Source organism: Sphaerospermopsis aphanizomenoides BCCUSP55 (genome assembly GCF_001586785.1).
In the GTDB taxonomy this organism is placed as follows: domain Bacteria; phylum Cyanobacteriota; class Cyanobacteriia; order Cyanobacteriales; family Nostocaceae; genus Sphaerospermopsis_A; species Sphaerospermopsis_A aphanizomenoides_A.
The window spans coordinates 51,960-71,562 of the sequence record NZ_LUFH02000014.1; the positions used below are offsets into that span (position 1 = coordinate 51,960).

20 protein-coding genes and 1 tRNA gene are annotated in these 19,603 nt (G+C 38.3%); 18 read left to right on the forward strand and 3 right to left on the reverse strand.

The genetic code is table 11. The annotated features are described in order from the left end of the window. Positions 1 to 617: 617 nt before the first annotated feature. From A0J48_RS05615 to A0J48_RS05630, 4 genes are all read left to right on the forward strand, one after another. Positions 618 to 1,601, forward strand: coding sequence for a tetratricopeptide repeat protein (locus tag A0J48_RS05615; protein WP_200321166.1), 984 nt, complete (start codon positions 618 to 620; stop codon positions 1,599 to 1,601). A 63-nt stretch (positions 1,602 to 1,664) separates the two neighbouring features. Beyond that, complete coding sequence (locus tag A0J48_RS05620) at positions 1,665 to 1,928, forward strand: hypothetical protein (protein WP_200321129.1); 264 nt, start codon at positions 1,665 to 1,667, stop codon at positions 1,926 to 1,928. A gap of 9 nt (positions 1,929 to 1,937) precedes the next feature. After that, positions 1,938 to 2,162: a hypothetical protein gene (locus A0J48_RS05625; protein ID WP_200321131.1), complete on the forward strand. Its 225-nt coding sequence runs from the start codon at positions 1,938 to 1,940 to the stop codon at positions 2,160 to 2,162. A gap of 103 nt (positions 2,163 to 2,265) precedes the next feature. Next, the gene (locus tag A0J48_RS05630; protein WP_200321133.1) at positions 2,266 to 3,078 is read left to right on the forward strand and encodes a NifU family protein; all 813 of its coding nucleotides are present in this window, start codon (positions 2,266 to 2,268) and stop codon (positions 3,076 to 3,078) included. Between the two features lie 154 nt (positions 3,079 to 3,232). Here A0J48_RS05630 and A0J48_RS05635 read toward each other — a convergent pair. Beyond that, positions 3,233 to 3,305: transfer RNA gene (locus tag A0J48_RS05635), tRNA-Ile, on the reverse strand. Positions 3,306 to 3,609: 304 nt separating this feature from the next. Here A0J48_RS05635 and A0J48_RS05640 point away from each other — a divergent pair. Both A0J48_RS05640 and A0J48_RS05645 read left to right on the forward strand, forming a co-directional pair. Next, a complete protein-coding gene (locus tag A0J48_RS05640) occupies positions 3,610 to 4,311 on the forward strand; it encodes a hypothetical protein (RefSeq protein WP_200321135.1) in 702 nt (233 codons plus the stop codon). 57 nt (positions 4,312 to 4,368) lie between these two features. After that, positions 4,369 to 5,721, forward strand: a complete 1,353-nt coding sequence (locus tag A0J48_RS05645) for a hemolysin family protein (protein ID WP_200321137.1) — start codon at positions 4,369 to 4,371, stop codon at positions 5,719 to 5,721. A gap of 98 nt (positions 5,722 to 5,819) precedes the next feature. On the opposite strand, the gene queC is transcribed toward A0J48_RS05645, so the two are convergent. After that, on the reverse strand, positions 5,820 to 6,509 hold the full coding sequence (gene queC / locus A0J48_RS05650; RefSeq protein ID WP_200321139.1) for a 7-cyano-7-deazaguanine synthase QueC: 690 nt from the start codon (positions 6,507 to 6,509) through the stop codon (positions 5,820 to 5,822). Positions 6,510 to 7,027: 518 nt separating this feature from the next. Between queC and A0J48_RS05655 the strand changes: the two genes are divergently transcribed. From A0J48_RS05655 to lepB, 12 genes are all read left to right on the forward strand, one after another. Further along, entirely contained in the window at positions 7,028 to 8,107 is a 1,080-nt protein-coding gene (locus tag A0J48_RS05655; protein ID WP_200321141.1) for a Gfo/Idh/MocA family oxidoreductase, read from the forward strand. Positions 8,108 to 8,254: 147 nt separating this feature from the next. After that, positions 8,255 to 8,878: a DedA family protein gene (locus tag A0J48_RS05660; protein ID WP_200321143.1), complete on the forward strand. Its 624-nt coding sequence runs from the start codon at positions 8,255 to 8,257 to the stop codon at positions 8,876 to 8,878. A gap of 216 nt (positions 8,879 to 9,094) precedes the next feature. Continuing rightward, on the forward strand, positions 9,095 to 10,237 hold the full coding sequence (locus A0J48_RS05665) for a ParM/StbA family protein (protein WP_200321145.1): 1,143 nt from the start codon (positions 9,095 to 9,097) through the stop codon (positions 10,235 to 10,237). An 8-nt stretch (positions 10,238 to 10,245) separates the two neighbouring features. Continuing rightward, positions 10,246 to 10,734, forward strand: a complete 489-nt coding sequence (locus A0J48_RS05670; RefSeq protein WP_200321147.1) for a plasmid segregation centromere-binding protein ParR — start codon at positions 10,246 to 10,248, stop codon at positions 10,732 to 10,734. A 122-nt stretch (positions 10,735 to 10,856) separates the two neighbouring features. After that, positions 10,857 to 11,693: an adenine-specific DNA-methyltransferase gene (gene yhdJ / locus A0J48_RS05675; RefSeq protein ID WP_200321149.1), complete on the forward strand. Its 837-nt coding sequence runs from the start codon at positions 10,857 to 10,859 to the stop codon at positions 11,691 to 11,693. Positions 11,694 to 12,122: 429 nt separating this feature from the next. Next, the gene (locus A0J48_RS05680; RefSeq protein ID WP_200321151.1) at positions 12,123 to 14,318 is read left to right on the forward strand and encodes an Hsp70 family protein; all 2,196 of its coding nucleotides are present in this window, start codon (positions 12,123 to 12,125) and stop codon (positions 14,316 to 14,318) included. Next, positions 14,315 to 14,821, forward strand: coding sequence for a LysM peptidoglycan-binding domain-containing protein (locus A0J48_RS05685; protein ID WP_200321153.1), 507 nt, complete (start codon positions 14,315 to 14,317; stop codon positions 14,819 to 14,821). Before A0J48_RS05680 ends, A0J48_RS05685 begins: the two co-directional genes overlap by 4 nt. Then, positions 14,818 to 16,014 carry a tetratricopeptide repeat protein gene (locus A0J48_RS26770; protein WP_234300735.1) on the forward strand — a complete coding sequence of 399 codons (1,197 nt, stop codon included), beginning with the start codon at positions 14,818 to 14,820 and terminating at the stop codon, positions 16,012 to 16,014. Before A0J48_RS05685 ends, A0J48_RS26770 begins: the two co-directional genes overlap by 4 nt. 24 nt (positions 16,015 to 16,038) lie before the next feature. Continuing rightward, positions 16,039 to 17,244, forward strand: a complete 1,206-nt coding sequence (locus A0J48_RS26775) for a hypothetical protein (RefSeq protein ID WP_234300736.1) — start codon at positions 16,039 to 16,041, stop codon at positions 17,242 to 17,244. Between the two features lie 254 nt (positions 17,245 to 17,498). Beyond that, positions 17,499 to 18,113, forward strand: coding sequence for a molecular chaperone DnaJ (locus tag A0J48_RS05695; RefSeq protein ID WP_200321155.1), 615 nt, complete (start codon positions 17,499 to 17,501; stop codon positions 18,111 to 18,113). Then, positions 18,106 to 18,621, forward strand: a complete 516-nt coding sequence (locus A0J48_RS05700; RefSeq protein WP_200321156.1) for a nucleotide exchange factor GrpE — start codon at positions 18,106 to 18,108, stop codon at positions 18,619 to 18,621. The genes A0J48_RS05695 and A0J48_RS05700 overlap by 8 nt, the downstream gene beginning before the upstream one ends. A 185-nt stretch (positions 18,622 to 18,806) precedes the next feature. Beyond that, a complete protein-coding gene (gene lepB / locus A0J48_RS05705) occupies positions 18,807 to 19,379 on the forward strand; it encodes a signal peptidase I (RefSeq protein WP_200321158.1) in 573 nt (190 codons plus the stop codon). A 7-nt stretch (positions 19,380 to 19,386) separates the two neighbouring features. On the opposite strand, the gene A0J48_RS26780 is transcribed toward lepB, so the two are convergent. After that, positions 19,387 to 19,603: hypothetical protein (locus A0J48_RS26780; protein ID WP_234300737.1), on the reverse strand; the 217-nt coding region annotated here is incomplete at its 5' end.

Genomic DNA, 19,603 nt, shown 5'->3' on the forward strand with positions numbered 1-19,603 from the left:
TAACTTACCAACTGTCGCTGTTCAAAAAAATATGGAAAGTTTCACCTATTGATCCATATAGATTATTTTATAATAAATTAAAGTAATGTTTAAATCAATTAAATTTTTTAGAAAAAATTTAGTATCCTGGAGATTAACCTCTGTCATCTCCTCTGCGAACCTCTGCGCCTACCTCTGTGTACCTCTGCGTTAAAAAAAACCTCAAAAATAAAAATCTAATTTTGATGATATAATCAAGAAAATAATATATAATTTAGTCTGTCATTTGTCCAATTTCTGGCTAATTGGTAAAATTAAAGATACCAAAAGCAAAGTTGTCAACTAAAAATTAATTAAAACAAAAATTGATATTGGTAATTTCCCTCTAGAATTTTATCAATGGATTGCTTTATAGTGATAAAGATTGATTTTGGTGAATCAAGGAGCATCCATTAATTTTTTAGGTAAAAATACCTGTGAATTTTGCTCTTTAGCTTCTCTGTGTTTCATCTTCCAAATTGTTCAAGATGAAAAAATGTGAGATTGGGGAATCTCGAAACTTGCGTAAACCAGCCTTGTTACCGCGCGTGTGCGGTAGTTCACGACTAAATTCCCCAACTGGCTAGAGTATGCCAAATATAACTCCTAGTATTACAGATTCCGCCGTCAAAGCGGCTATTGCTGCCATATCTTCTGAGTCAGCGACAGCAGAGGAAAAAATCCAAATGCTGATAGAAATAGCCCAAGGTTTTCAAAAGAAACCGAAAAATTCTCAAGATTTACGGAATGCAATGGGGCTATTTTATCACGCCTATCAAATGTGTGGTGATGACTATCCTTTGCTAAAAGCACGCACTAAAATAGGCATGGCGGGAATCTTACAAATTAGTCCCGATTCTACACCTCAATTACTACAACAATCAAAAGTCGATTATGAGGAAGCATTAGAAATTTTACAAAAATATGCTACACCAGAAGAAGTAGCAGAAGCCCAGATGAATTTGGGGTTAGTTTTACAGTCATTAGTTCCCTACAATTTAGCAAGAATCACTGATAGTATTCAAGCCTATCATGAAGCTTTGCGGGTGTTTACTTGGCAAGATTACCCCCAGGAATACGCGATTTTATATAATAATATTGCGATCGCCTATCTTTCTATGCCAATGGCATCAGAACGAGAATATTTACGTCAAGGGTTAGCTGTGCAGTCCTTTGAAGTTGCACTCAAACATATTAACCTCATTGACCATCCCAGGGAATATGCAATGTTGCAAAATAACTTAGGTAATGCTTTGCAATATTTAATTAGTTCCCATCCGGTAGAGAATAACTTGCGGGCTATTGCTGCTTACGACGAAGCTTTAAAAGTACGGAATGCTAGAGATACACCGTTAGAATATGCTAACACAATTTCTAACAAAGCTAACGCCCTTTTCAACTTACCTGATCATCCCGAAAAGCCAGAGTTAGGGAATCCACAAAATTTGTTAAAAGCACAAGCTTATTATCAAGAAGCTTGGCAAATATTCACCGCACATCACCAGACAGAACAAGCCGAAATTGTAGCCAAAGCCCTACAAGATTTGCAAGCAGAAATTCAAGCCATTAGCGTTTTCAATTGATAACTATAGTCCTGCTAATCAGGCTTAGTTTGCGTAGTTACTAATTCTATGAGGAGAATTACAATGTTGGAATTTATCAATGACCCGATTTTTAGAGATTTTCTACACAGTTTAAACACAGAATTAAATTTTCAGTCTGCATTCACTTGGTTAATTATATCTTTATTCTTATCCATGATTGGTGGTGCAATTAGTGGAATGTTCCTAGCAGGTAAGGATATAGGCTATCAATTTGCTGCGACAATTGGCAGTTTATTTGCTCCCGCTGGTGTGATTCCAGCAATTCTTTTGGGTTTATTTATGATTAATTTATTATCTAACTACTAGGAGATTTATATGTTGCAACTTGGCTGGGTTTCCTTAAAGTTATTTTTGAAGGGTAAACTATTTCGTGACCCTCTGTATTTTGTCCGTCAAATTACTATTGCTAGTGGTGTCGGTACGCTGTTATTAGTATTATTGGCACAGCTAGAAATTCCTCTGTGTATTCCCATCACTGCATCCAGCGTAATTACAGGTGGAATGATGCCTTTTCTGCTCAAAGATTTTAGAATGAAATGAGTCTGAATAGATGGGAAATTGAAAGTTATCAATCCCTACAGATTTTTCTGGGGGATTGAATTATTATGAACCGCAGATTCACGCAGATAAACACAGATAATTTATGGATAATTTAAATGATTTGATTGCTGATATTCAAAGATTTGAAGCTATTATTTCTGAATGGGATGAAAGTCAGCGTTGTGTGGCTGTGGGGTTACAACGTGCTATTGAATCTCTTCATAAAGCGGCATTAACTAATTTAATTAAAAGCCTAAAATCCGAAAATATATCGGCTTTACGTCATGCGGTAGATGATGAAATTGTTTATGCAGTTTTGCTATATCACAATTTAGTTAAACCACCATTATCAGAACGGATTCAAACAGCATTAGCTGAAATTCGTCCTAGTTTACAAAGCCATGATGGGGATGTGGAATTAGTAGCTATTAAACCACCAGATACAGTGGAAATTAAATTAATTGGTAGTTGTAGTAATTGTGCTAGTTCTACTTTAACTTTAAGTCATTTGGTAGAACAAAGCATTAAAAAACATTGTCCAGAAATTATCAATATAGTTGCTATTCAGAATAGTCATAATGCTACACCTAATCCTATTTCCACAGATCCCTATTGGATAGGAGTAGCGAATGTCAATGAAATTCCTGAAAATAATGTATTAGCAGTGAGAGTTGAAAATCATAACCTCATACTGCACAAACAAGGCGTTTATATAAGCTGTTATCGTAATGCTTGTTCTCATTTAGGCTTTTTCTTAGATAAGGGTAAGGTAGAAAATGGCATTATTACCTGTGCCTCACATCAGTTTCAGTATGATTTAACGACAGGTAAATGCTTAACTATTCCTGATATTTTTCTTCAATGCTATGAAGTAAGAATAAAAACTAATAAGGTTTACGTGAAAGTGCAGAAATAAATTTTAACCCCCAAAAGGATGCATGATAAACGAACCTAGGATGAGTAGTATCTACTTCACTGACTCGCGTGAGCATGATAAAATAGTTTGAATTGAAAGAAAGCAAATACTCTCCCAGTCCAAAACCGTTACTACATCTATATTTTTGACTAAATGCGCCCTGCTGGAATCGAACCAGCCTGAAGACGAATTATGAGTTCGTTGCCTCCCCAATCGGCCAAAGGCGCTTGTTGTGCTACATTTTAGTTTTGTCTACTTAAGCTGAAATGCTAAATCTTTATGGTTATTTTAGCTGCAATCAGTTATTTTAGACTTTTAGACAAATGCACGTCTACAATTATAGCATAATTTTACAACCTGTGCAGAATTTAAAAAAATTTCTCATGTTTTAGAATTTGACTGAAAACAGGGTTTGGGGGAGTTTTGTCCAGCAAATGGGGAAATATTTTTTTCTTCTCACTCCTGACTCCTGCCTTTTGCCTTTTTCAACTTGTAAATAAAATATTGTTAGTTTGTAATAGCCTGTCAGCAATGAAAATAAATTCCACTGTAATTTTGACGTTGATTTTGTTAACCCTAATGTTGGGAGCAGGTTCTGTGAGCGCATTTTTAGGGTTTTCGATGGGAAGTTCTGCTCTCAAGGGTGTCACCTCACCAGATGGTCGTCCTGCAAGTAAATTTGCCAGCAACAAGACTAATAACCCTCAACAGGCAGGAGGAATCACCTTATTAAAGGAAGAAGATATTATTAAAACTGTCAAATCGCGCATGGATAATCAAAAAAATGCCAGCACAACGAAAAAAACAGAAGAAGAAGAAGAAATAACTACCCAAAAGCCTAAAGCCGCAGAAAAGCCAGAAAAAGAGCCAGAAGAAAAACTGCAACCAGGCTTTCCTGTTGTGGCTGAGAGTGAGGATGTTACATTGTCTGTACAATCAGTTCGCTACTCTGGTGGTGATCTATTGTTAAAAGTAAAAATGCAAAATCAAGGCGCTGAATCTGTGCGGTTTTTATATAGTTTTTTGGATGTCACAGATGATAAAGGCAGAACCCTGAGCGCAATTACAGAAGGTTTACCCGCAGAATTACCAGCAAAGGGTCAGACATTCACAGGTACAGTCAGCATTCCCACCGCTTTACTTGATGATGTGAGTAGCATTTCCCTGGCGCTCACAGATTATCCTGCTCAAAAACTGAAATTACAAGTGTCCGATATTCCTGTGGAAAAATAAAAATGCTATTGTTAGCGTTTTATTATCGACCAGAAATGTTGTACACGAGCGTTTGCAGTGAGTGGTATTCCTCAGTTAATTTGGACAGATGTGGGTTTGAGATTGTTGTCAGTGCTTCTATTGATAGCGATTAATGCTTTTTTTGTCACGGCTGAATTTTCAATGGTGACAGTACGACGCACTCGTATCCATCAGTTAGTTCAGGCTGGTGACATACCTGCGATCGCAGTGGAAATGTTACAACGTAGTATTGACAGGTTGCTATCTACTGCTCAATTAGGTATTACTTTATCTAGTTTGGCTCTAGGTTGGATTGGCGAAAATACGATTGTAGTGCTGATGGAAGCATGGTTAAAATCTTTGCCCTTACCCATCAGTTTAAATAATGTTCTTGCCCATTCTCTTTCAGTTCCCATTACCTTTTTTTTAATTGCTTATTTACAAATTGTTTTAGGGGAATTATTTCCTAAATCAGTGGCTATGTTGTATTCAGAACAACTGGCCAGATTTTTGGGACCTTCGGTTAAAGCCATAGTCCGTTTTTTCAGTCCTGTAATTTGGATTCTCAACCAATCCACTGGTTACCTATTGCGATTATTTGGAATTGAATATACAGGTCAAAGCTGGCGACCTCCTGTAACTCCAGAAGAATTACAATTAATCATCTCTACAGAAAGAGAATCTACGGGTTTAGAGTCATCAGAGCGAGAATTACTGAATAATGTTTTTGAATTTGGGGATATAACCGCCGAAGATGTGATGATTCCCCGTACTAGTATTATTGCTTTACCAGAAAATGCTAGTTTCCTCGAATTACTCCAGGAAATGACTTCCACCGGTCATTCCCGTTATCCGATTATTGGTGAATCTTTAGACGACATTCTCGGTATAGTTTACTTTCAAGATTTAGCACAACCTTTAGCTACAGGGAAACTGAATTTAGACACACAAATTCAACCTTGGATGCGTCAGTCTCGCTTTGTTCCAGAACAAACTCTTTTGAGTGAACTTCTGCCAATGATGCAGCAGGAAAAACCAGCGATGGTGATTGTAGTAAATGAGTTTGGCGGTACGGTGGGACTAGTAACAATCCAAGATGTAATTGCCGAAATTATTGGTCATGCAGATGAACCAGAAAGTAATGATGGTTTGCTAATTCAAATGTTGGACAAGCAAACATTTTTAGTGCAAGCACAGATTAATTTAGCAGAAGTAAATGAAGTCTTACACCTCAATTTGCCCTTAACGAGAGAATATCAAACATTGGGTGGATTTGTACTTTACCAGTGGCAAAAAATCCCCGCTAAAGGTGAAATTTTCCACTACGATAATTTGGAATTTACCATAGTATCCGTTATCGGTCCACGCTTGCACCAAATTCAAATTAGACGCTTGACAATGGAAAATTGACCATTATCTCTTCTTTCAACGGAGAGGATTGAAGAATCAGAATTGGTTTTTTGTTTACCTTTCAAAGGGGAGGTTTTAAAACTTGAATAAAACAATTGTCAATTATCAATTGTCAATTGATAATCAACAGGATCTTTTAATCCCAACTGCTCAAAAGCCGCTAATCGCAACCGACAAGAATCACAAACACCACAAGCCTTTTCACCACCAGCATAACAAGACCAAGTTAACTTCCAAGGTACTCCCAACTGATTACCAAGTTGGATAATTTCCGTTTTTTTCAAATCAACTAGCGGTGCAACAATGTTAATTGGTTGTCCTTCACGTCCTTGTTTTGTTCCTAAGCGAAAAACTTCTTGCATCGCTTGGATGTAATCAGGACGACAATCTGGATAGCCAGAATAATCTAAAGCATTAACACCAATATAGACCCGTTCTGCTGCGATCGCCTCAGCATAGCCCAAGGCAAAGCTTAAAAAGATAGTATTCCGAGCAGGTACATAAGTGACAGGAATATTTTGTGACATTTCATCTAGGGAACGGGCTTGAGGTAGAGCGATCGCATTATCCGTCAAAGCAGAACCACCCCAGAGCCGTAAATCAAAATTCACTACCTGATGTTCAACGACTCCCGCAGATTTGGCCACCAGCATTGCCGATTCTAACTCTCTACGGTGACGCTGCTGGTAATCAAAAGAAATGGCGTAACATTCACAACCATCAGCCCTAGCTTGGTAGAGAACCGTAGAAGAATCCAATCCCCCAGACAACAGAATTACAGCTTTCATTACTCCAAATAGCCCTGAAAAATCATTAACACCAATTTCACCCAAAAGGTGAGACAATCAACAAAATGCAACAAACAGAAAATTAAATTCAAAATGGAAACAATAATTTACCGTATCTATGGCAACATTTTTACAGACAATTTTCCTAAAAATTACAGTAGTTAAACATGGTACTGATATCTAAATGTAATAAATTTACCAGCTTTACTTAAGTAAATATTTCAGTAATTAATTGCTTAACTGCTACCTGAAAACTTGAATTCAGGTCTTACAGAACTTGTAAAGTCAACAAAACAAAATATTGTCGTTGGTATTAATTACAAAAAATATGGCAATTAATCACTACCTATCTAAAACATAACCAGATAGTGGGAACTGAACACAAAGTTTGAAATTCTTCATAAATAGAACCACTATGTTACCATCTGGATGGTTTTGGACGGATCGCACCTGGCACTTCAGTATAAAGGCCAACGACCGTAGCGTCTCTAAATTTGGTGGTTGAGGAGAAAATAATAGTGCAAAATAGCATGTCAGTGGCAGAACCAAATCTATATTCACAGCGCAACCAGCCACGAGCAATCCGCATAGGCGTGATTGGGGTGGGTAACATGGGACAACATCACACCCGCGTACTGAGTTCAATGAAAGATGTTGAACTGGTAGGCGTTTCTGATATCAACGTTGAGCGAGGTTTAGAAACCGCCAGTAAATACAAAGTCCGTTTTTTTGAAGATTATTGCGACCTGCTACCCCATGTGGATGCAGTTTGTATTGCTGTACCCACCCGCTTACACTATGCCGTGGGTATTAACTGCCTGTTAGCCGGAATTCACGTCTTAATTGAAAAACCAATCGCTGCAAGTATTTCTGAGGCAGAATCCCTCGTCAACGCTGCCGCTGAATCTCAATGCATTTTGCAAGTAGGTCACATTGAGCGTTTTAATCCAGCATTTAAAGAACTGAGTCAAGTCCTGAAAACAGAGGAAGTTCTGGCCTTAGAAGCTCATCGTCTGAGTCCTTATTCAGCCAGAGCCAATGACGTTTCAGTAGTGCTGGATTTAATGATCCATGACATTGACCTGCTATTAGAATTAGCTGGTTCTCCCGTGGTGAAATTAACAGCTAACGGTACTCGTTCCCTAGACTCTGGCTATTTAGATTATGTGACTGCCACCTTGGGTTTTGCCAATGGCATTGTTGCCACTCTCACTGCGAGTAAAGTGACTCACCGGAAAATTCGCCGCATTGTTGCCCATTGCAAAAACTCATTCACTGAAGCAGATTTCCTCAAGAATGAAATTTTGATTCATCGTCAAAATACCAACCCTATCAACGACCATCGACAAGTCCTTTACAGACAAGATGGCTTGATTGAAAAAGTCTATACCACTAACATCCAGCCTCTAAGTGCAGAGTTAGAGCATTTTGTCAACTGTGTGCATGGTGGTAATCAGCCCTCGGTTGGTGGAGAACAAGCTCTCAAAGCTTTAAGATTAGCTAGTTTAATCGAGCAGATGGCTCTGGAAGAAAGGGTTTGGAACCCATTAGACTGGCAATCGGAGTCGAGAGTACAATCACTAACGCAAACTGTTTAGAAGAAAAGGGTGTAGGGGTGTAGGGGTGTAAGGGTGTAGGGGACAAATGAATTCAAAATTTAAAATTACAAATTTCCTACTTCTTTGCCCTTGCCCCCCATTTCCCCATCTCCCCATCGCCCTCTCCCTATTGTTTCATGCCTAAATATGCTCGAATGGATAACTAACACAATCAACTCTCTGGGATATTTGGGAATCGCTCTGTTGATGTTCCTGGAGAACCTATTTCCCCCCATCCCTTCTGAATTGATTATGCCATTGGCAGGATTTACAGCCAGTCCTTATCAACCCGGAGGTGCAAAGTTAAATATACTGGGGGTATTTTTGTCAGGACTTGTTGGTTCTGTCGCAGGCGCACTCATCTGGTACTATCCCGGTAAGTTTTTGGAAGAACGGCGTTTAAAAGCTTTGGCTAATAAGTATGGTAAGTGGCTAACTATATCTGCTGAAGATATTGATAAAGCTAAAGGCTGGTTCAATAGACAAGGTGGCAAAGCCGTATTAATTGGTCGCCTTGTACCGGGCATCCGTACCTTAATCTCTGTTCCCGCAGGAATGAGCAATATGCCCTTGCTGCCTTTCTTATTCTACACAACCCTGGGTAGTGCTGCCTGGGTCGGTTTGCTGACGTATTCAGGATACTGGTTGGGTCGTCAGTATGAACTTGTGGACAAGTACCTTGCGCCTGTATCTAAAATTGTATTGGGCGGTTTAGTGCTGGTATTCTTTTTTTGGGTACTCAAGCGCCAACGAAAGCGAACTCGCAGATAAATTTTGTCTTCCGTAGGTGTGCAGCCAGGAGTTAAATGATATGTGAAAATTTTGCTGACTCTATATAGTCCAAAATAATGCTAAATTTTCAATCGCCTACAATAATTTTTGACGTATTTCTAGCTACACTTGACCCAACTGAAAATTTTTCTGACCTTGCATTTTTGTAAGATGGGCATGATAACTTTTTACAGTTAAGTCACTCTAGGAGCATTTATGACAGACCAACCCTCAGCAGCTAACCCCATGAATGCTGCGGCTATCCCGATGAATCGAGTATCGGCATCAACCCCCATAAACAACAATGTTAATAAGCCAGTCGGTGTTGGGGGAAAAAACATTCTCAGTGTGGATTTAGGTAGAACCTCTACTAAAACTTGTGTTAGCCGCGAACCGGGCAATGTTGCTTTCATTCCTGCTAATGTCAAGCAGATGACTATTGAACAAATACGTGGTGGGGTATTTGAATCTAAAGCCACTGATCCTTTAATGGCTTTGTGGATGGAATATCAAGGCAGTGGTTACGCTGTAGGGCAGTTAGCAGCCGATTTTGGCGCAAACCTAGGAGTTGGCCAATCTAAGGTAGAAGATGCACTAGTCAAAGTATTGGCAGCAGCTGGCTACTTTAAACTCAAAGACGAAATTTCCGTTGTATTGGGTCTGCCTTTCCTTTCCTTAGAACAATTTGAGAGAGAAAAAGCACAGCTAACTAGCTTGGTGACAGGTCCTCATGTATTAAATTTCCGGGGTGAATCTTTATCTCTCAATATCACCAAGGTTTGGGTAATGCCAGAAGGTTATGGCAGTCTTCTATGGACAGAAACTCAACCCAATAAAGGCCCAGGAATTCCTGATTTGACAAAAATTTCTGTAGGCATTGTGGATATTGGACATCAAACCATTGACTTGATTATGGTTGATAATTTCCGCTTTGCTAGAGGTCTTTCTCAGAGCGAAAATTTTGGTATGAGTCAGTTCTATGAATTAGTAGCTAAGGAAATAGAAAACGCTGATAGTCAATCTTTAGCACTGATTTCTGCGGTTAACAAACCCAAAGGCGAGCGTTTTTATCGTCCTAAAGGTGCAAGCAAACCCACTAACCTAGATGATTTTCTCCCCAATCTCACCGAAATGTTTTCACGGGAAATTTGCTCTCGTGTGTTAGCTTGGTTGCCAGAGCGCGTAACTGACGTGATTATTACTGGTGGTGGTGGAGAATTCTTCTGGGAAGATGTACAACGTCTACTCAAAGAAGCCAGAATTAATGCCCATTTGGCAGCACCCTCCCGCCAAGCTAACGCTTTAGGGCAGTATATTTATGGAGAGGCGCAATTGTCTGCTGTTCGCGCTGCTAGGTAATAAAACTGATGTTCCAATGGTCAAAAAAGGTAGTTAAATCCGTCACTTTCAATCCAGAAATTGCTGATGAGAGCTTGTTGGCACAGGTGGAAAGCTACTTGGAGGCACAGCCTGAAAAGACTTTCAGCGACCTGTGTAAAGAGGCTCTTTGGCAAGCTTTATGTGTACCGGACTCTGTACGACCTTCTCCGAATACAGCAGCACTGCCGATAGAACAACAACTCGGTGAGTTGCAACGTCAAGTGGCCGGCCTTGAGGAACGTTTTTTTGCTAAGGAATCCCATCGTTTGCAGACTATGGAAAACCAGATCGTGCAACTTAGTCAACAAGTGGCACAACTGGCAATCATCGTCAGTCAAGGAGCATCTACTCAGCCTCTAACTTCATCAGTACCAACTCTAGAAGTGGTTGATAATTCTGGTTCTACTCCTGATCCCACTCCCCAAGAGGTTGACCCTGTAATTAGTCGCCTGAGTCAGTATCTTGATGATTTCTAAGAAAAAAGCAAGTTTGTAAGCGTTTTTACAAGATAGAGTGAGATCGGTACAAATTACACCTAGGAATTGCCAAAAATTTCTAGGTGTAATATTTATATGAGGTGACAGTGTGATAAAAAATTATGATAGAACGTTATGACAATCAAGAACATACTATCTTTTACGGTGATGCTATCAGTATTTTAACAAATCATATTCCTTCAGAATCAGTAGATTTAATTTTTAGCGATCCTCCTTATAACATCGGTAAGAAATTTGGTAACTTCCACGATAAATGGTCATCAGAAACAGCATATATAAATTGGTCGTATCAATGGCTGGATGAATGTATTCGGATATTAAAACCAAATGGTTCACTTTATGTCATGACTAGTACCCAAGCTATGCCTTATTTTGATATTTACTTGAGAAAAAAGTTAACTATTCTCAGTCGAATTATCTGGCATTATGATAGCTCTGGCGTGCAAGCCACAAAATACTTTGGTTCAATGTATGAACCGATCCTGCATTGTGTGAAAGATAAAAATAATTATATTTTTCATGCTGATGAGATCAAAGTTGAAGCAAAAACAGGCGCACAACGTAAATTAATTGATTACAGAAAATCAGTTCCAACTCCCTATAGTACAGAAAAAGTACCCGGTAATGCTTGGTATTTTCCCCGCGTCAGATATCGCATGAAAGAATATGAAAATCATCCTTCACAAAAACCGGAATCATTACTGGAAAGAATCATTTTAGCTAGTAGTAATGACGGCGGTTTAATTCTTGATCCTTTTGCTGGAACTTTTACAACTGCTGCTGTAGCTAAACGGTTAGGCAGAAAATCTATTAGTATTGAACTGCAAGCTGAATATCTAAAAATCGGTTTAAGACGGGTTTTAGAAATGCCAGAATATAAAGGCGAAAAACTTTTACCTCTACAGAAAAATTATCATCATCCCAGTAACGGAAATTAAGACATTAAGATACCCGACTTGTTCAAGAAGTTAGGCATCTTTTTGTTAAAATTTGTAAAAATCAAGGGATACTCCTGACTCCTATTTCAAAATAAGAAATTACTAATACCAATTCTCGATGAAGCTGCACTTAATTTTTTTGAACTAACCGCAAAGTACGCAAAGTACGCAAAGGAAGAAAGTATTTTAATATTTTCAAGATTAAGTACAATGTTACAGAGAAATGCTATAAATTTAATACTCATCCAATATTCACAAGTAAAATTATAGAAGCCTTGAGGGAATTTACGTAAATTTTCTCTAGTAGTTGGTTCAGTGTCTATGTATTAATCATAATAATCATCAAACACTGCTATTGAATTGCGCGTTGTGAAGTGGCAGTATATTTATATTGTAAAAACAATCACATAACAGGGTAACATTTCACCAATGGTTAAGGCAATCGGTATTGATTTGGGAACAACTAACTCTGTCGCTGCATTTAGGTTAAACGAAGTAGAAGTGGTGACAGCTTATGATAATACACCCCCAGATCGGAAATTGACTCGTTCTGTAGTTGCTGATGACCAAGGTAAATTTTTGGTGGGAGAACAGGCTTATAACCAGCTACGCCATGACCCAGAAAATGTGATTGTGTCGATAAAACGTTTAATTGGTAGAGGTTTTGGAGATTCAACAGTTCAAAAACAAAAGTCGGAATTTGGTTACAAAATTGCCCAACCGACTCAGGGAACAGATAACAGCATTGCTGTGTGGTTGGGAGGTCAAGAATACCAACCAGAGGATATGGCGGCGGAAATTCTCAAAAAAGTGGTGCAGAATGCCCAAGCTTATCTCCAACCTATTAGTAGAACTACGGAAGTAACTCAAGCGGTAATTACCATTCCTGCATATTTTAATGATAAACAACGCTACGCTACCCGTACTGCTGCACTAAAAGCCGGACTTACGCCTTTGGAACTGTTACCAGAACCGACTGCGGCAGCGATCTCCTACGGGTTTTCACCTAATAGTGATGATGTGAAGACGATTTTAGTCTATGATTTTGGTGGTGGGACATTTGACGCTTCAGTAATTACCGCAGCCGGTACTCAATTTATTGAACAGGGAAAAGCGGGTGATTTGTGGTTGGGTGGAGATGATATCGACTCGCGTTTGATTAAGTTTGTCAAATCACAAGTCGCACAACAAGAAAGAATTAATGATATTGACGGCTTAATTGCCAAAATGCCCTACTATCAAAAAGTCCGATTCAACGCTGATTTAAAGATTGCAGTAGAACGGGCAAAAGTAGAATTAAGTAGTTCTCAAATTGGGCGAATTAACCCCGCTACTCAATTACTTGATGAGTTAGGAATTGCTATTCCTATTGAAGTGGAAATCACCCGTGAACAGTTTGAAGAAATGATTGGTGATTTGGTGCAGAAAACGCTGCAAATTTGCCGTCAAGCTTTGGAATATGCGGAATATCATTTGGAAATGATAGATGTAGTTTTGTTAGTGGGTGGATCTTCACAAATTCCTTTAGTACAACGCAAACTGAAAGAAACTTTTGGTGCTAATAAAGTTGTGGTGCATCCCCGACCGATGTATGCCGTGGCTGAGGGTGCAGCAATTGTAGCTGCTGGACAAACAGACAAGGTAACTACTGTTTCCCGCGATTATGCAATTAAATTAGCAGATGGATATACAAAGGTAATTAATCGGGGTGATATTTTGCCAGTCACAACTTCCCACACTTTTAAAACTGTGGCGGATGGACAAAGATTGATTCATTTTCAATTTTTCAGTCCTGATGAAGTTGGTGATAATTATGATGAAAGAATTGGGGAAATGTGGCTGGGTTTAGAGAAAAAATATCCAGCGGGAACAGAAATCATGGTTTATTTAGAGTTGGATGAAAAAAACAGCGATTTAAAAATGACTGCTACATTGAAAAATGATCCTTCAGTGAAAGTAAGTTGTAATTTTTCCCGTGGTGGCGCTGATGAGAAGATATATAAGGAATTAGAAGAAGCAATTGAGGAATTAAATAATCAAAATCTCACTGCTTATGGTGTGGAAGAAGCTTTAAAATTAGCAGTTCCCGTTGTGCAGTCAGCTAACCAAATTTTGGATTTGAGAACAGGAGAAGAAAAAAGCGATTTACGCGATCGCGCTAAAGAAAGTTTGCGAAAATTTCAAGTAAATATGTCTTCCGAACGCTTAGAAGCTGAAGCTTTGGTGAATGAATGCGATCGCATGATGAAACTTTGCGATTTTATGATTCCTGAACCACAACAAGAAAGATTACAAAGGTTGAGTCAAGAATTACAATCGGCTATTAATACCAATAATCTCTCGGCCATGGAATATAAAAGTGAAGAAACTAGACGCGAACTAAGTAACTTACCCGAAGCAGTACAGGTGATTCAAGCTTGTATTCTGGCTATTCAACAAGCTAATGTTGTCGCACCTACCCAAGCAAATGCTATGTCTGATAAACTGGCGCGGATGCTCAGAGCAATGGAAAATAGTGATGCTAATGAAGCGGAAATCTTGTTGCGCGAACTACAACCAGATGTGCAGCATTGGTTAAATCAAGACTTACCCAGTAACAGTATTGTCACAGGAATCACACGATGAATCATAAACTCAATTGTCCTGTATGTGGATATCAAGAAATTGCCGGTGATATTTGTCCTAACTGTGATACTGATATTTCTCTAATTCGCTCACTCTACGATTTACCCCAGATCAAAAAATCATCACTACAACAAAAATTTAGTAGTTGGACTTTGGGAGTAGCTTTGTTGATGCTAATTATAGGTATTGGTTTGGGAGTAGGAGGCAGTTTTTTGCTCATGCAGCCTAATTTATATAATGCGACTATTTTTTTTCCTCAACCAACAATAATTAAAAAATATAACCCATCAAAAAATACTCCTCCTAGCGAATCCAAAATCTTAAATATCTACATTGTTAAACCAGGAGATAATCTCAGTTTAATTGCTGAAAAATTTTGTGGTAACGGTGATGCTTGGGAAGAAATAGTTAAAGCTAATCCCCATCTGCAAAACCGTGAAAAATATTATATAGATCCTGGGGAAAAGTTAAAAATTCCCAACTGTCAGGAGAGAACTCCATGAATATCCTTGATACTCTAAAGGAAGAAAGCCAGAAAGCTGAACAATTAGCGACAAATCGCCAACTACGCGCAGCAGTTATTACTGCCGAAACAGCCTTAAATCTTTGGACAGAAAAACCAACTTTTTGGGAACGTTTTTTAGGTAAAATATTAATCAGTAATGTTGTAGAAAAGCTAGAGCAACAATTAGGAGAATGGCGTAAACAAATTACGGAAGCAGATAAACTTCTTGCTAGAGCTAAGTTGATTCTGAGTAATGATATTGGTGATCCTTTGGTAACTCAGCCCATATCTGATGCCATTGCTCTTTATCAGCTATATTGTAGAATTATTCAAGATGAACAAGTCTTACAAATTATTCAACAATGGCAAAAAGAACTGCAACAGCGACAGCAGTTTCAATCATTGGTAACAGAAGGAAATTTACAGGTAGAAAATCGTTATTTTACAAAAGCAATTGCCATTTATCAGGAAGCTGAAAAATTATATCATACAGACTTAATTAAACAAGCAATTTCTGATACTATGATCTTCGTTCCCCAAGAAGAAAGTTATCACTCTGCACTTCAAGCCGCACAGCAAGCTGAATCTCAAGGGAAATTACGGGGAGCAATCACAATTTTAGATGCTGCTTTGACAAATTTTCCTCGTACTGATGGATTGCATTTACTCCAAAAGCTCAAGGATACAGTTAGAGGTAGAGAACTATTTCGTCAAGGTTTAGCAGCAGAAAAAATGGGTGATTTTCCCACAGCTAAATCTTTTTATGAAAATGCTCAATCCTGTTTACCAGATTTTCTAGATTGTCAAATTCGCTTAGGTTTAGTAGCAATTAAAATTCAAGATTGGTCAACTGCACTATCTTATTTACAAGGTTTATCAGGACAACAAGCTGCTTATCTGCGAGGCTTTGTATTAGCTAAACAAGGAAATTTACAGTCAGCTTATCGAGAATGGCAAGAAGTATCTGCTGTGTCAATAACTCAACAAAGAGAAATTTTAAAACGCCTTTCTCAATATCAACGTTTATTAGCTTTACATCATATTCAAGAATTTGTTAAGAACGATAACCTAGAGCAAGCTAAAACAGCAAGTTTAGAATTTATCCAAAAATTTGGTGCTAATACTTTAGTAGAAACTAATTTAAAAGAATATATTCAACCGAGTTTAGCAGCGGCAGTTTGGCACGATTAAAACTGGGTAAATATCGCTAATACTATGAAAAATCTCTGGATTGTTAATCCTCATATTACTACATTACACAACTGGACAGTAGCAACTTATTATCATGTCCAAAGTCACCCTGATAAATTAGTTGATTTAATTATTGCTTTATCTACAGCCATAGCTAATTTAACCGCAGATGACAGCCTCAAAGATGTTCCTTGGTTGGGAAATAAAGCTGTGGATTTTGCGGCTATATCTTTAGAGTTAAAACGCCGTTTAGAGACAGCGATTGAAAATATCAAAAATACCAATATTGAAGAATATTTAAACTTGCGCGATCGCTACCGTTGGGAAATAGTGGCACTCAGATTTATGGGAGAACCTGCAACATCAGGAATGCAAGTCAATGATGTATTTATTACTCCTGGTTGTTATCACAAATTTAGTTCTCAATGGCAAAATATCATAATATATAAAATACATCCTAGTCAAGAAATTCTCCATTCTCTTTATACACATTGGGGATTAGCTATAGCTGCTTGTTTAGAAGGAGATAGTCAACGAGCAATTCAACTTAAACCAGTAACTCAACCCACTAATAAAGTAGAAAAGTTTGCTGATAATTTTTTGGCTTACTATGAAGGTTGCTATTATTTACAACAACAAAAATGGCGACAAGCAATTACTAGTTTACAGCAAGCCAAAGCAGATATTAAAAATAATCCAGATTGGCAGCAAGAACTAGATAGGCTGTGTAATTATCAGCGGCAAATTGTATCCAGCTTTTCAGAACATTTAGAATTCGCTAAATTCTGGTATGATATTTCAGATAGTAAATATTCGCGCAGTTATTTAGCTGAATATAAAGCCGAAGAAATCAGAAAAAAACTTGTTAATGAACAAATTTCTCTCAATAAAGCCCTAAGCAAACTACAAGAAATTAAAAAAATAGATAGCAGTAATCCTGTTGTCAATGACATGATAGAAAATCTTGAATTTAATCAGGAAATAGAAGAAATAAATCATCTATTAAAAACTCGACAGCATGAAGCAATGGTGAGAAAAGCTAGACGTTCAAAACGGGTAAGAGTTCGTTATATTGTGGCTGAATTTTTTATAGATATATTAATTAATGGAGTACAAGAAGGTAGTTTAGATGATCCAGAAGTCATGTTACAACTAGGACGTTGGGCTTATGAAATTTGTCCAGATGAACCAGCATTTCAAGAAGTTTACCGTGGTCTAAGATTGTGTTGAAAAATTACGGATAAAAAAATTTTAAACCACCCCTATTCGGGAGCATCCCAATGAAAGAAAAAATAACCGCAGCAACACCAAAAACTCTCTGAAACTCTCTTACCTTTGTGTCCTTTGCGCCCTTTGCGGTTCAATCATATCCAGGGTAAGAGCATTTTATTTCGTTAGATAAAAATAAATTTACACATTTGGGATGCTCCCCCCCTATTCTCTATTTCTCATGCGCTGCTGTAATTTTAGATTTTGGATTGATTATGGAAAATAACCCCTACGATATATTAGGTGTATCTCAAGCCGCATCAAAAACAGAAATTACCAAAGCTGTAGCTGTAGCGATGAAGCGCAAGCAATATCCAGTAGATGTGATTGCTAAAGCCCAAAAAAGCTTGATGAAGTCAGAAGAAAGAATTATTGCTGATTATTTGCGTCCGATATTACCGACTATTAAAAGATTTAAATATAGTGATTTATCAGCTTTAGATACACCAGCACCTACCTTAACTTTATTATCCGAGTTTGATGGTTTAGATTTAGCGATCGCCCAAGCCAACCAACAAGAAAACCTAGAACGGGAAACTGTACCCATTCCCCTATCAGAATTATTCACCCAAGGCATTGCTGCTTGTCAAGAGGGACGTTACCCAAAAGCGATAAAATATCTGGAAGATTACTGTCATACTTGTAGAGAACGCAATAACCAAAATTATCTACAAGCTATAATGTGGTTGATTAAAGCATATCAAATGGGTGGACAATTACAGAGAGCGATCGCCCTTTGCAACTCCTTAACTAATCATAGTCATCCCCAAGTCAACACTTGGGCGAACAAAATCTTAGTCATATTAACTAAAGAGAGTTCCCGTGTCTGACCTCAATCCTACTTATTTTATCAACCAAGAATTACGCGATTTACTCATCCAAAAACTTAGTAATCTTGAAAAAGAAAATGTTGTTTTACAGCAATCTTTACGAGAACAGCAAACTAAAAATACAGCAGAAACCGAAGATTTATTTTTAGAACTTTTAGAAGTTGCTGATGCACTAGAAGCATTACTAGACTATCTAGAAAATAACCCTAACCCTGCACCAGAATTTATCGAACGCTTACCCCGTTCTATAGGTGCAGTTAATCGCAAGTTTCTTAGTGTGCTGGGAAAACGTCAACTTACTCCCATAGAATTAACAAGTACAGAACCAGATTTTAACCTATGTCGTGTAATTGATCGAGAAGAAAGAACAGATGTTCCAGACCAAACAATTACTAAAATAGTCCGTCGCGGTTTTCGTTGGGGAGAAAAAATTTTGCGTCCTACAGAAGTAATTACTGCTAAAGTAGAATCCAATTTAGATGATAAAATAGATGAAACTATAAATTAACATTCAGAATATTCAGATTATTTGTATGGGTTCGTACAGAACCAAAATTACTAATAATTCTACCTTTAAACAGAAAGTGATCATAAAATTCAGATGGACTCAGACATCAAAATAATTTTATGCTTTCTGTTCCCTGTTCCCTGTTCCCTCATATAGTTCAAATTTTCAACTAGCTGAAAAACTCTATGGATCATCAAAAAAGTAATATTAAAGAAACTACCACAGACACAAAACAATGGCGTGGTTGGCAAGAAAATATCTCTTTAATAGCGATCGCACTCACCTTAGCACTACTGATTAGAACATTTATCGCTGAACCCCGGTTAATTCCATCAGAATCAATGTACCCCACCTTATACGTAGGCGATCGCTTAGTAGTCGAAAAAGTATCTTACCGTTTTCAGCCTCCCAAAACCGGTGATATCGTCGTTTTTCAGACACCACCAGAATTACAACGTCGGGGATATGACAAAAACCAAGCCTTTATCAAGCGCATTATTGGTCAACCAGGAGAAGTAATTAGCGTTTCTCAAGGAAAAGTTTATATTAACGGTCAACCTTTACAAGAAGAATACATCGCCGAACCACCAAATCAACCATTTCCATCAGTTACAGTTCCCGAAGACGCATTTTTTGTCATGGGAGACAACCGTAACGACAGCAATGACTCCCGATACTGGGGCTTTTTACCCCGGAAAAATCTCATCGGCCGCGCCACCCTTCGCTTCTGGCCTTTAGACCGCATCGGGTTAATTTAGAAATTAATCATTCAGGAGTACCGAGTGCTGAGTGCTGAGTGCTGAGTACCGAGTTCTGAGTGCTGAGTTCTGAGTGCTGAGTACCGAGTTCTGAGTGCTGAGTACCGAGTGCTGAGTACCGAGTTCTGAGTACCGAGTTCTGAGTACCGAGTACCGAGTTCTGAGTAAGAATTTTCTCCCCTGCACCCCTGCCTCCCCTGCCTCCCCTGCCTCCCCTGCACCCC